The organism is Streptomyces sp. MspMP-M5, from assembly GCF_000373585.1.
Classification (GTDB): Bacteria; Actinomycetota; Actinomycetes; order Streptomycetales; family Streptomycetaceae; genus Streptomyces.
The window spans coordinates 1-12,987 of record NZ_KB891896.1 but is presented as its reverse complement, the minus strand read 5'-3'; the positions used below and the strand labels follow the sequence as shown (position 1 = coordinate 12,987).

General features: G+C 71.4%; 12 protein-coding genes. All 12 read right to left on the bottom strand.

What is annotated here, in order from left to right:
* Positions 1 to 73: 73 nt before the first annotated feature.
* Complete coding sequence (locus B073_RS0119755; RefSeq protein WP_026247541.1) at positions 74 to 2,614, bottom strand: RelA/SpoT family protein; 2,541 nt, start codon at positions 2,612 to 2,614, stop codon at positions 74 to 76.
* Between the two features lie 183 nt (positions 2,615 to 2,797).
* Positions 2,798 to 3,346 carry an adenine phosphoribosyltransferase gene (locus B073_RS0119750; RefSeq protein ID WP_018539810.1) on the bottom strand — a complete coding sequence of 183 codons (549 nt, stop codon included), beginning with the start codon at positions 3,344 to 3,346 and terminating at the stop codon, positions 2,798 to 2,800.
* Positions 3,343 to 4,443, bottom strand: coding sequence for a protein translocase subunit SecF (gene secF, locus B073_RS0119745; protein WP_018539809.1), 1,101 nt, complete (start codon positions 4,441 to 4,443; stop codon positions 3,343 to 3,345). Before secF ends, B073_RS0119750 begins: the two co-directional genes overlap by 4 nt.
* Position 4,444: 1 nt before the next feature.
* Positions 4,445 to 6,178 (bottom strand): protein translocase subunit SecD, encoded by a 1,734-nt coding sequence (gene secD, locus B073_RS0119740; RefSeq protein WP_018539808.1) that lies wholly within the window; start codon positions 6,176 to 6,178, stop codon positions 4,445 to 4,447.
* Between the two features lie 153 nt (positions 6,179 to 6,331).
* Positions 6,332 to 6,844 carry a preprotein translocase subunit YajC gene (gene yajC, locus B073_RS0119735; RefSeq protein WP_051094105.1) on the bottom strand — a complete coding sequence of 171 codons (513 nt, stop codon included), beginning with the start codon at positions 6,842 to 6,844 and terminating at the stop codon, positions 6,332 to 6,334.
* A gap of 212 nt (positions 6,845 to 7,056) precedes the next feature.
* The gene (ruvB, locus tag B073_RS0119730) at positions 7,057 to 8,145 is read right to left on the bottom strand and encodes a Holliday junction branch migration DNA helicase RuvB (protein WP_018539806.1); all 1,089 of its coding nucleotides are present in this window, start codon (positions 8,143 to 8,145) and stop codon (positions 7,057 to 7,059) included.
* A gap of 76 nt (positions 8,146 to 8,221) precedes the next feature.
* Complete coding sequence (ruvA, locus tag B073_RS0119725; RefSeq protein WP_018539805.1) at positions 8,222 to 8,842, bottom strand: Holliday junction branch migration protein RuvA; 621 nt, start codon at positions 8,840 to 8,842, stop codon at positions 8,222 to 8,224.
* Complete coding sequence (ruvC, locus tag B073_RS0119720) at positions 8,839 to 9,390, bottom strand: crossover junction endodeoxyribonuclease RuvC (protein WP_018539804.1); 552 nt, start codon at positions 9,388 to 9,390, stop codon at positions 8,839 to 8,841. The genes ruvA and ruvC overlap by 4 nt, the downstream gene beginning before the upstream one ends.
* Positions 9,391 to 9,525: 135 nt before the next feature.
* Positions 9,526 to 10,278: a YebC/PmpR family DNA-binding transcriptional regulator gene (locus B073_RS0119715; protein ID WP_026247539.1), complete on the bottom strand. Its 753-nt coding sequence runs from the start codon at positions 10,276 to 10,278 to the stop codon at positions 9,526 to 9,528.
* A gap of 63 nt (positions 10,279 to 10,341) precedes the next feature.
* A complete protein-coding gene (pdxT, locus tag B073_RS0119710) occupies positions 10,342 to 10,935 on the bottom strand; it encodes a pyridoxal 5'-phosphate synthase glutaminase subunit PdxT (RefSeq protein WP_018539802.1) in 594 nt (197 codons plus the stop codon).
* Between the two features lie 14 nt (positions 10,936 to 10,949).
* Positions 10,950 to 11,861 (bottom strand): pyridoxal 5'-phosphate synthase lyase subunit PdxS, encoded by a 912-nt coding sequence (gene pdxS / locus B073_RS0119705; RefSeq protein WP_018539801.1) that lies wholly within the window; start codon positions 11,859 to 11,861, stop codon positions 10,950 to 10,952.
* A gap of 146 nt (positions 11,862 to 12,007) precedes the next feature.
* Entirely contained in the window at positions 12,008 to 12,553 is a 546-nt protein-coding gene (locus B073_RS0119700; protein WP_018539800.1) for a hypothetical protein, read from the bottom strand.
* Positions 12,554 to 12,987: the final 434 nt, after the last annotated feature.

Genomic DNA, 12,987 nt, shown 5'->3' with positions numbered 1-12,987 from the left:
GCGTGGCTGAGGTGCCATAAGGAACGGCCCGCCGGGGTTTCCCGGCGGGCCGTTCCCGTGTGTGCCTGGGCGCTCAGGGCCGGCGGGCCGAGGTCACGCGGTAGACGTCGTAGACCCCTTCGACACCCCGGACCGCCTTCAGGACATGGCCCAGGTGCTTGGGGTCGCCCATCTCGAAGGTGAAGCGGGAGGTGGCGACCCGGTCGCGGGAGGTCTGCACGGCGGCGGAGAGGATGTTGACGTGCTGGTCGGACAGGACCCGGGTGACGTCCGACAGCAGTCGCGAGCGGTCCAGCGCCTCCACCTGGATCGCGACGAGGAAGACCGACGACTGGGTCGGCGCCCACTCGACCTCCAGGATCCGCTCCGGCTGCCGGGAGAGCGAGTCCACGTTGACGCAGTCGGCGCGGTGCACCGAGACGCCGCTGCCGCGAGTGACGAAGCCGATGATGGGGTCGCCCGGCACCGGCGTACAGCAGCGGGCGAGCTTGACCCACACATCGTCCACGCCCTTGACGACCACGCCCGGGTCGGCACTGGAGCGGCGCTTGGAGCGCGGCCGGATCGGCGTCGACTCGGCGATGTCCTCGGTGGCCTCGTCCTGCCCGCCGAGCGCCTGCACCAGCTTCTGGACGACGCCCTGCGCGGCGACATGGCCCTCGCCGATGGCGGCGTAGAGCGAGGAGATGTCCGGGTAACGCATCTCGTGCGCGAGGGTGACCAGGGAGTCGCCGGTCAGGATGCGCTGGATCGGGAGGTTCTGCTTGCGCATCGCGCGGGCGATGGCGTCCTTGCCCTGCTCGATGGCCTCGTCGCGGCGCTCCTTGGAGAACCACGCGCGGATCTTGTTGCGGGCGCGCGGCGACTTCACGAAGCTCAGCCAGTCACGGGACGGGCCCGCGCCGGGCGCCTTGGAGGTGAAGACCTCCACCAAGTCGCCGTTGTCCAGCGTCGATTCGAGCGGGACGAGTCGCCCGTTGACCCGCGCCCCTATGGTGCGGTGGCCGACCTCGGTGTGCACCGCGTAGGCGAAGTCGACCGGGGTGGCGCCGGCCGGCAGCGCTATCACGTCGCCCTTGGGCGTGAAGACGAAGACCTCGTTGCGGGAGAGGTCGAAGCGCAGCGACTCCAGGAACTCGCCCGGGTCCTCGGTCTCCTTCTGCCAGTCCAGCAACTGCCGCAGCCAGGCCATGTCGTTGACGGTGTCCTGGCCGGCGCCCTTGCCGGTGCCCTTGGGCGCGTCGGTGCGCACCTTGGAGGCGCCGGCGACCGCCTCCTGCTTGTACTTCCAGTGCGCGGCGATGCCGTACTCGGCGCGCCGGTGCATGTCGAAGGTGCGGATCTGGAGCTCGACGGGCTTGCCGTTGGGACCGATCACCGTCGTGTGCAGCGACTGGTACATGTTGAACTTGGGCATCGCGATGTAGTCCTTGAACCGGCCGGGGACCGGATTCCACCGCGCGTGGATGGTGCCCAGGGCCGCGTAGCAGTCCCGGACGGTGTCGACGAGGACACGGATGCCCACCAGGTCGTAGATCTCGGCGAAGTCGCGGCCGCGCACGATCATCTTCTGGTAGACGCTGTAGTAGTGCTTGGGGCGGCCGGTGACGGTGGCCTTGATGCGGGCGGCCCGCAGATCGGCCTGGACCTCGTCGGTCACTATCGCGAGGTACTCGTCCCGTTTGGGCGCGCGCTCGGCGACCAGCCGGACGATCTCGTCGTACATCTTGGGGTAGAGGATCGCGAAGGCGAGGTCCTCCAGCTCCCACTTGATGGTGTTCATGCCCAGCCGGTGCGCCAGCGGGGCGTAGATCTCCAGGGTCTCGCGGGCCTTCTTCTCCTGCTTCTCCCGCTTGAGGTAGCGCATGGTGCGCATGTTGTGGAGCCGGTCGGCGAGCTTGATGACCAGGACGCGCGGGTCCTTGGCCATGGCGACGACCATCTTGCGGACCGTCTCGGCCTGCGCGGCCTCGCCGAACTTGACCTTGTCCAGCTTGGTGACGCCGTCGACGAGCAGCGCGACCTGGTCGCCGAAGTCCCGGCGCAGGGTGTCGAGGCCGTACTCGGTGTCCTCGACGGTGTCGTGCAGCAGCCCGGCCATCAGCGTCGCCGGGTCCATGCCCAGCTCGGCGAGGATGGTGGTGACGGCGAGCGGGTGGGTGATGTACGGGTCGCCGCTCTTGCGCTTCTGGCCGCGGTGCCAGCGCTCGGCGACCTGGTAGGCCCGCTCGACCTGACGCAGCGTGGCGGTCTCGATCTTGGGGTCGTTGCTGCGGACGGCCCGCAGCAGCGGCTCCAGGACGGGGTTGTACGGGCTGGAGCGCTGGACGCCCAGACGGGCCAGCCGGGCCCGGACGCGGTTCGGCGAGCCGGAGCGGCCGCCCGGGGCGGTCTGCAGCGGCTTGGCCGGCGGCTGCGGCACGGGGGCCGGGCGGGACCGGCCGGCGGGGGCCTGGGGCGCGGGGGGCGCGGCGCTGCCGTCGGCCGCGCCCTGCCGCTCGGGCTTCGGCGCGTCGGAGGAAACCGCGGGCTGCGGCTTCGGCTCGTCCGGACGCACGGCGGGGGTTCCCGTCGGACGCGGTCCGGGGGAGAGCGGCTGGGCCTCGTCTGGCAAGGGCACTCCTCATGCGGGTACGGACCCCAGGGCCTCGAAGCGGCCGGGGTGCCATGGTATCGAGCCCGTGGCCATGACTGCCGCGCGGCCAAGGGTCCGTACATGACACAGCGGCGGGGGCACCCGGAATGTTCCGGATGCCCCCGCCGTCGCCAGAAGTGCCGGACGAGGCCGGCGGCCGGCTCAGACCGTGATCAGGGCCTCCAGCGGAGCGCCCTTCAGGCTCGCGTCCAGCCGCTGCCGGCCGGCCAGGAAGCCCAGCTCCAGCAGCACCGCCAAGCCCGCCACCTCGCCGCCGGCCCGCCGGATGAGCTGCAGCGAGGCGTCCGCGGTGCCGCCGGTGGCCAGCACGTCGTCGATCACCAGGACCCGGTCGCCGGGCGCCAGCGCGTCGGCGTGCATCTCGATCTCGGCGGTGCCGTACTCCAGCTCGTACGCCTGGCCGAGCGTGGCGCCGGGCAGTTTGCCGGCCTTGCGGACCGGGACGAACCCGATACCGGCGGCCACCGCCACCGGCGCGGCGAGGATGAAGCCGCGGGCCTCCAGGCCCACGACCTTGTCCACCCGGAAGCGCCGGCACAGGTCGACGAAGGCGCCGGTCAGCGCGCCGAACGCGGCCGGGTCGGCGAGCAGCGGGGTGATGTCCTTGAACACCACGCCCGGCTGCGGGTAGTCCGGCACGTCCGAGATCCGGCTGAGGAGCAGCTCGCGCAGCTCGGCGGGGGCGCTCATCGGCGCTTCCCGGAGGTGCGTCCGCGGTTGCGGTTGCGGGCCGCGGGCTGCGAGCGCGGGCCGACGACCGCGGCGTCCTCGGCCTCCGCCTCGCCGGCCTCCTCCTGGCGGGCCGCCTCCTTGGCAGCGGCCGAGGCCCGCTTGGCGGCGACCCGCTTGGCCAGCGCCTTCATCTGCGGCTCGCCGTTCTTCAGGTCGGCGACCATCGGCGTCGCGATGAAGATCGAGGAGTAGGCACCGGCGGCCAGACCCACGAACAGCGCCAGCGAGATGTCGTTGAGCATGCCCGCGCCCAGGACGCCGCCGCCGACGAAGAGCAGACCGGCGACCGGCAGCAGCGCCACGACCGTGGTGTTGATCGAGCGCACCAGGGTGCCGTTGATGCTGCGGTTGGCGATCTCGCTGTAGGTGAAGCGGGACTGCTTGGTGATGTCCTTGGCGGCTTCCTTCAGGCTGTCGAAGACGACGACGGTGTCGTAGAGCGAGTAGCCGAGGATCGTCAGCAGACCGATGACCGTGCCCGGGGTGACCTCGAAGCCGACCAGGGCGTAGACGCCGACGGTGATCGTCAGGTCGTGGATCAGGGCCACCAGCGCGGCGACCGCCATCCGCCACTCGAAGGCGACGGCCAGATAGAGCACCACCAGGACCATGAAGATCCCCAGGCCCAGCCATGCCTTGTCGGCGATCTGCTCGCCCCAACTCGGGCCGACCAGCTGGGTGTTGACGTCCTTGACCGGGACCTTGAGGTCCTTGGCGATCTCCTCCTGGACGGGCAGCGACTGCTTGGTGTCCAGACCGCTGATCTGGACGCGCAGCGTGCCGTTGCCGAGCTTCTGCACCATGGCCTGGTGGCCGGGGGCGGCCGACTCCGCGTGGTGCTGCGCCTCCGCGGTGGAGACCGAGGTCTTCGGGGTGGTGAAGACCGCGCCGCCGGAGAACTCGATGCCGAAGTTCAGGCCCCGCACCGCCAGGCCGACGATGGCCGTGATGGTGATCAGGATCGAGATGCCGTACCAGATCTTCCGCTTGCCGATGAAGTCGTAGCCGACCTCACCGCGGTAGAGCCGGGCGCCGAGGTTGCCGAGCTTGGACATCTCACGCCTCCTTCGTCTGGGTGGGGGCAGTGCGACGGCGCCGCAGCGGCGGCCTGGCGCCCAGGCGCTTGGGATCGAGCCCGGACCACGGGTGGCCCTCGGCGAAGAACTTCCGCCGGGCCAGCAGCGTCATCAGCGGCTTGGTGAAGAGGAAGACCACGACCACGTCGAGCAGGGTGGTCAGGCCCAGCGTGAACGCGAAGCCCTGCACCTTGCCGACGGTGACGGCGAACAGCACCGCCGCGGCCAGGAACGACACGAAGTCGGAGACCAGGATCGTGCGCCGGGCCCGCGGCCAGCCGCGTTCGACGGCCGGGCGCAGCGTGCGGCCCTCGCGGATCTCGTCCCGGATGCGCTCGAAGTAGACGATGAACGAGTCGGCGGTGATACCGATCGCGACGATGGCGCCGCAGACCGCCGGGAGGTTCAGCGCGAAGCCGATGGCTGGGCCGAGCAGCGTCATGATCGTGTAGGTCAGGACCGCCGAGACCCCCAGGCTCGCCAGCGCGACCAGCGCCAGCCCCCGGTAGTAGGCGACGAGGTAGACGACGACCAGCGCCAGGCCGATGGCACCGGCGATCAGGCCGGCGTGCAGCTGCTCGCCGCCGAGCGCCGCGGTGACCGTGGTCTCGTCGTCGATCTTGAACGAGAGCGGCAGGGCGCCGTACGACAGCATGTTGCCGAGGTCCTGGGCGGACTGCTGGGTGAAGCCGCCGGAGATGGTGGCGTTGCCGCCGTTGAGCCGCTCGCTGACGCGCGGGTCGGAGACCACCGCGCCGTCCAGCACGATCGCGAACTGGTTCTGCGGCGTCGTCTTGGCGGCGAGCTTGCCGGTGACGTCCGCGAACTTCTTGCCGCCGTCGGAGGTGAAGTCCATCTGGACGATCCAGCCCTGGCCCTGCTGGCTGTCGAAGACGGCCTTGGCGTCCTTGACGTCCGTGCCCTCGACCCCGACCGGGCCGAGCACGTACTTCTGGGCGCCGTCGTTCTTGCAGGCCACGACCGGGTCGGTGGGCTTGGCGCCGGCGGCCTGCTCATTGGCCTGGGCCAGGCTCTGCTTCGTGGAGCAGTTCAGCGCCGCGAACTGCTTCTGCAGGGCGGGCGGGATGTCCGCGCCGCCGGGGGCCGGGGGCGTCGGCTGCGCCGAGGGCTTGTCCGAGGCGGAGGCGGACGGCGGGGCGGACGGCTTCTTCAGCGCGTCGGTGACCGCGCGGCCCTTCGTGGTGGGGCTGGCGCTCGGGGTCGGCGAGGCGCTCTGCTGGGAGCCCTTGCCGCCGTCCTTGCCGCCCTTGGAGGGGCTGGGCGTGGGCTCGGGGGTCTTGGTGCCCGCGGCGGTGGTCAGCACCGGCCGGAAGGCGAGCTGCGCGGTGGTGCCCACCTGCTGCCGGGCCTGCTTCGCGTCCGTCCCCTTGGGGATGTTCACGATGATGTGGTTGCTGCCCTGCGTCTGGACCTCGGACTCGGTCACACCGAGACCGTTGACCCGCCGCTCCATGATGCTGGCGGCGGTGTTCATGTTGGTCTCGTTGATCGCGTTGGGCTTGCCCGGCTGGTTCTGCGCGGCCAGCGTGAAGCTGGTGCCGCCCGCGAGGTCGATGCCCAGTCGGGGGGTCAGTGTGCCGGAGTAGAACATGCCTCCGACCAGCGCCACCATCGCGATCAGCATCAGGATCAGGGTGCGCCCCGGATGCCCCTGGCTCGCGGGCGCCCTGCGGCCCTTCTTCGGTGCTGCCACCTTGTCGTTTCTCCCTGTCCAACCCCTCGGCCTGGGATGTCTGCCGAGCGGCCACGAAGTCTTGTGGGGACGTGCCCCCGCCGGAGCCTAGACCGTCCGGGAACCGCGGTGCGCCCGATCGGGGGCGTGCCGCGGTCCCTACTACGGAACGGACTACTTCGCGTCGGCGTCGCCGGTCTTCTTGCCGTCCTTGGCGGCCTCGGCCTCGTCGGCCGCCGGCTCGTCGGCCTTGCCGGCCTGGTCGTCCTCGGCCTTGTCGGCCTGGTCGGCCTTCTCGGCGGCGGGCTCGGCGCCCTCGCCGCCCTCGGCCTTGCCCAGGTCGATCTTGCCGGCCTTGTCACCCTTTTCGGTGGCTTTGTCGGCACCTTCACCGGTCAGCGACGAGACGTCGTCCGGAACGACCGGGCGCTCCTCGGCGACGACCGGGTCGGCACCGTCCAGAATGCGGTTGTACTCCTCGTCCGCGAGCACCGCGCCGATGGCGTTCTTGGCGTAGATGGCGTGCACACCGGGAGCGACCTCCAGGAGGACGGTGTCCTCGTGGATTTCCTTCACGGTGGCGTACATGCCGCCGATCGTCCGGACGCCGGTGCCGGGCTGCATCTCATTGCGCATCTGCTGGGCCGCCTGCTGCTTCTTCTTGGCGGACCGCGTCATCAGGAACATGGCCCCGATGAGGACGATGAAGGGGAGGAGAGTCACGATATTGGGCACGGGACGGAAATCCTTCGCACGACCGCTGCTGTCGGCGGTCTCGTATAGCGGGGGTGGGTATGCCGGCCCTACGGACGGCATCGGCGGAGTCTAAGCGAGTCCGCACCACAGGAACAACGCCCAGCATCGCACCGCAGTTCCTGACCGGGCGAGTCTCCGCGCCGTCAGGTCTCGAACAGGCCGGGCTGGCCGCCTCCGCCCGCCGCCTGCGGCGGCACCATCCCCATGTGCGCCCAGGCCGCCGGCGTCGCGATCCGGCCGCGCGGCGTCCGGGCCAGCAGGCCCTCCCGCACCAGGAACGGCTCGGCGACCTCCTCGACCGTCTCACGCTCCTCCCCCACCGCGACCGCGAGGGTGGACAGCCCCACCGGGCCGCCGCCGAACAGCTTGAGCAGGGCGGTGAGCACCGCGCGGTCGAGCCGGTCCAGGCCGCGGGCGTCGACCTCGTAGACCCCCAGGGCCTGCGCGGCGATCTCGCGGGTGATCACGCCGTCGGCCTTGACCTGGGCGTAGTCGCGGACCCGGCGCAGCAGACGGTTGGCGATCCGGGGCGTGCCACGGGAGCGGCCGGCGATCTCGGCGGCGCCGTCGGGCTCTATCTCCACGTCGAGCAGGCCGGCGGAGCGGTGGATGACGCGCTGGAGCTCGGCAGGGGCGTAGAACTCCATGTGGCCGGTGAAGCCGAACCGGTCGCGCAGCGGCGGCGGCAGCAGGCCCGCCCGGGTCGTGGCCCCGACCAGCGTGAACGGCGGGAGCTCCAGCGGGATCGCGGTGGCGCCCGGGCCCTTGCCGACGATCACGTCGACGCGGAAGTCCTCCATCGCCATGTAGAGCATCTCCTCGGCGGGCCGGGACATCCGGTGGATCTCGTCGAGGAAGAGGACCTCGCCCTCATGGAGGGAGGAGAGGATCGCCGCCAGATCGCCGGCGTGCTGGATGGCGGGGCCGGAGGTGATCCGGATCGGGGCGCCCATCTCCGCCGCGATGATCATGGAGAGGGTGGTCTTGCCGAGCCCGGGCGCCCCGGACAGCAGGACGTGGTCGGCGGTGGCGCCGCGGGCCCGGGCGGCCTTCAGCACCAGGTCGAGCTGCTCGCGGACCCGCTCCTGGCCGACGAACTCGTCCAGGTCCTTGGGCCGCAGCGCGGCCTCGACGGCGTTCTCCTCGCCATCGGCGTCGGCCGCCACCAGCCGGTCAGCCGGGGCGCCGGCGGTCTCGTCGGCGGCGGACGGTGCGGTGTCGTCCCAGTTCACTGCGGATTGCCTCGCGGGGTCGGGGCGGCCGGGCCGCCTGCGTGGTCGTACGGTCGGGTGCGCCGGGGCGCGCCGGTCATCGGGCCCGGTTGAGGGTCCTGAGGGCCGCCTTGAGCAGCTGCGGGACCTGCGGTGTGCCGCCCTCGGCGGCCGCCGCCTCGGCCTGCGGCGCCACCGCGGCGACCGCCTCGTCGGCCTCCCGCGCCGCATAGCCCAGGCCGACCAGCGCGGCCTGCAGCTGATCGCGCCAGCCGGCCGGCGCCGCGGCCCCGGCCGCCGGACGGGCGCCGCCGACCGGCGCGCCGAGCCGGTCCTTGAGCTCCAGCAGCAGCTTCTGCGCGCCCTTCTTGCCGATGCCCGGCACGGCCGTCAGCGCCTTCTCGTCCCCCGTGGACACCGCGAGCCGCAGCGCGTCCGGCGCGTGCACCGCGAGCATCGCCTGGGCGAGTCGGGGGCCGACGCCGCTGGCGGTCTGCAGCAGCTCGAAGGTCTGCCGCTCGTCGTCGTCGGCGAAGCCGTAGAGGGTGAGGGAGTCCTCGCGCACGACGAGGGAGGTGGCGAGCTTGGTGCGCTCGCCGAGGCGGAGGCCGGAGAGGGTGTTCGGCGTGCACTGCACGGCGATGCCGACACCGCCGACCTCGACGACGGCGGCGTCCGGTGCGAGGGCCGCGACCGGGCCGGAGACAAAGGCGATCATCGGGAGCCCTTCAGCATGCGAGCGGGGACGGGGGTGCGGCGGGCCGCGGCCTGGGCCTGCTGGAGGCGGTTGACCGCGGGGGCGCGCCAGATGTGGCAGATGGCCAGGGCCAGGGCGTCGGCGGCGTCGGCCGGCTTGGGTGGCGCGGCGAGCCGCAGCAGGCGGGTGACCATGGCGCCGACCTGCGCCTTGTCGGCCCGGCCGGAGCCGGTGACCGCGGCCTTGACCTCGCTGGGGGTGTGCAGTGCGACCGGCAGTCCGCGGCGGGCGGCGCACAGCATGGCGACCGCGCTGGCCTGGGCGGTGCCCATGACCGTGCGGACGTTGTGCTGGCTGAAGACCCGCTCCACGGCGACGTACTCGGGGCGGTGGGTGTCGAGCCACTCCTCTATGCCGCGCTCGATCAGCACCAGGCGGTGCGCGATGTCCGCGTCCGCGGGCGTGCGCACCACGCCGACGCCGGCCATGGTCAGCGGCCGTCCCGCGACCCCGTCCACCACGCCGACCCCGCACCGCGTCAGCCCCGGGTCCACCCCCAGCACCTTCATCGGGCCCCGCCCCTCGCCGTCGTTCGGTCGTCTGTTCCTTACGTTCCTGCAGGTTAGTGGCTGCCACTGACAAACCGACGGGCCGGCGGGGTGTGTCCCCGCCGGCCCGTCGTACGACCGGTAAGCCCGCGGCCGTCAGGCGTCGACCTTGGCCATGACGTCGTCGGAAACGTCGAAGTTGGCGAAGACGTTCTGGACGTCGTCGCTGTCCTCCAGCGCGTCGATCAGCTTGAAGATCTTGCGCGCGCCCTCTTCCTCCAGCTCGACCTGCATGGTCGGGACGAAGTTGGCCTCGGCCGAGTCGTAGTCGATACCGGCCTCCTGGAGCGCGGTGCGCACCGCGACCAGGTCGGTGGCCTCGCTGAGCACCTCGAAGGACTCACCGAGGTCGTTGACCTCCTCGGCACCGGCGTCCAGGACCGCGCCCAGGACGTCGTCCTCGGTCAGCTCGCCCTTGGGGACGATCACCACGCCCTTGCGGTTGAAGAGGTACGACACCGAGCCCGGGTCGGCCATCGAGCCGCCGTTGCGGGTCATCGCGACGCGGACGTCGGAGGCCGCGCGGTTGCGGTTGTCGGTGAGGCACTCGATCAGGACGGCGACGCCGTTGGGGCCGTAGCCCTCGTACATGATCGTCTCGTAGTCGGCGCCGCCGGCCTCGAGACCGCCACCGCGCTTGATCGCGGAGTCGATGTTCTTGTTGGGGACCGACTGCTTCTTGGCCTTCTGGACGGCGTCGTAGAGCGTCGGGTTGCCCTCGAGGTCGACGCCGCCCATCCGCGCCGCGACCTCGATGTTCTTGATCAGCTTCGCGAAGAGCTTGCCGCGCTTGGCATCGATCACGGCCTTCTTGTGCTTCGTCGTAGCCCATTTAGAGTGGCCGGACATCCGCCTGTCTCCTTCGCGTAACCCATTCAGAAAACGATCGCCCCAGATCCTACCGGGAGAGCGTCAGGCCGCCGCACGCACCATGTCCACGAAGAACGCGTGGATGCGGTGGTCGCCGGTGAGTTCCGGGTGGAACGACGTGGCCAGGACGTTACCCTGCCGCACGGCCACCGTATGTCCACCGTACGTCGCCAGGACGTCCGCGCAGGCGCCGACCGACTCGACCCACGGGGCCCGGATGAAGACGCCCTCCACCGGCCCGCCGTCGATCCCGGCGACCTCGACGGCCGCTTCGAAGGACTCGTTCTGCCGCCCGAAGGCGTTGCGGCGCACGATCATGTCGATGCCGCCGAGCGTCTCCTGGTCCTCCCGGGCGTCCAGCAGCTTGTCCGCGACCATGATCATGCCGGCGCAGGTGCCGTAGACCGGCCGGCCGGCCCGGACGAACGCGCGCAGCGGCTCCAGCATGCCGAACGCGACCGCCAGCTTGGACATGGTGGTGGACTCGCCGCCCGGTATCACCAGGCCGTCGACCTCGGCGAGCTCCTCGGGACGGCGCACCGGGAGCGTCCGGGCGCCGGCGTCCGCGAGCGCCCTGAGGTGCTCGCGGACGTCGCCCTGGAGCGCCAGCACACCGATGGTGGGAGTGGTGCTCATCAGTTTCTGCGTCCTTACCAGCCGCGGTTGGCGTAGCGCTCGGCCTCGGGGAGGGTGTCGCAGTTGATGCCGACCATGGCCTCGCCCAGGTTGCGGGAGACGTCCGCGATGACCTTCGGGTCGTCGTAGAAGGTGGTGGCCTTCACGATCGCGGCGGCGCGCTTGGCCGGGTCGCCGGACTTGAAGATGCCGGAGCCGACGAAGACGCCCTCGGCGCCGAGCTGGCGCATCAGCGCGGCGTCGGCCGGGGTGGCCACACCACCGGCGGAGAACAGCACGACGGGCAGCTTGCCCAGCTCGGCGACCTCCTTGACCAGCTCGTACGGGGCGCGCAGCTCCTTGGCGGCGGCGAACAGCTCGTTGTGGTCGCAGCCGCGCAGCTTGGCGATCTCGCCCTTGATCTGGCGCAGGTGGCGGACCGCCTCGACGACGTTGCCGGTGCCCGCTTCGCCCTTGGAGCGGATCATCGCGGCGCCCTCGGCTATCCGGCGCAGGGCCTCGCCCAGGTTGGTGGCACCACAGACGAACGGGGTGGTGAAGGCCCACTTGTCGGAGTGGTTGACCTCGTCGGCCGGGGTGAGGACCTCGGACTCGTCGATGTAGTCGACGCCGAGCGACTGGAGCACCTGCGCCTCGACGAAGTGACCGATCCGGGACTTCGCCATGACCGGGATGGAGACGGCGTTGATGATGCCGTCGATCATGTCCGGGTCGGACATCCGGGCCACGCCGCCGTCCTTGCGGATGTCGGCCGGGACCCGCTCCAGGGCCATGACGGCGACGGCACCGGCGTCCTCGGCGATCTTCGCCTCTTCCGGCGTGACGACGTCCATGATCACGCCGCCCTTGAGCTGCTCGGCCATGCCGCGCTTGACGCGCGCGGTTCCGGTCTCGGGGGTCTGGGGCGTGGTGGGCGTGCTGGACACGTTGACCTCACTCAGTGCGGGTGGTTGCGCTTCGGCGCCCACACAACCGTTGGCAGGTGCCCCGCGAAAAGGGCCAATTAGAGGCCAGTGGCTTGCGACCTCTGCCGTCTCGGGATCCGGATGTTCCGATTCCGCCCCGTGGTCGCTCAGTTTCCCCCCGAGCGGTCGTCCAGGACGGCCGGCGGCTCGTCGTCCATCTCGAACGCCATCGGGAACGGCGCGTGCCCCGCCAGCCGCAGATAGCGCACCAACCGATGGCGGCGCACCGCCCGCGCGGCCCGTACGGCGTCGTTGTGGAACCGGCGCGCCATCGGCACCCGGCGCACCGCCGCCGTCAGCTCCACGACCGTACGCTCCCCGCCCGGCGCCTCCCGCACCGCCTCCAGCTGCCCCTCGTCCTCGAAGACGGCCCGCAGCGCTTGGCTCAGCTCGCTCTCCGCGACCTCCCGATGCTCCTCCTCCGCCTGCCGGGCCTCGTGCGCGGCCTGGTAGAGCACGATCGACGCCGCCGGATCGAGCACCCCGGAGGTCCCCACCTCCTGCGCCACCGAGGCCCGCCGCAACAACTGCGCGTCCAGCGCCGCCCGCGCGGCGTCGATCCGCGCGTGCAGACGGTCGAGCCGGCCGGCCGTCCAGCTCAGGTAGACGCCGATGAGGATGATCGCGGCGGCGATCCAGATAAACGTGGTCACGGCGTGTCACGCTATCGCCTCCGGCGGGGTGCGCCCCACGTAGCCGGCGTTTCCGTCGTAGGGGTTCGCCGCTGCTTTTGCGCCGGTCCGCTGCGCTTGGCTGGCTTCCCACGTTGTCGGGTGCGGCGCCGTGTCGCCTGGCGGCGGGCGTTGTCCGCTGCGCGGGGCTGTTGGGTGCGGTGACGGGCCGGAGGGGGTGGTGTGCCGGACTGCTTCGCTTTACGTCCGGCACACCACCCCCTCCGGCCCGCCCCCTCCCGTTGGGGGTTATGAAGACGGTGAGTGGGGGCTGACCTCAGTGGTCCCCTGCCGGTCGTCCGTTAGTTGACGGTCACCCATCAGCCCAGAGTCCACAGGGGCCCACCGGACGCGCGCCCCAACGTGCCTGGCTTCCACCCAACCCACGGGAGGGGACGGGTCGGAGGGGCAGGGGG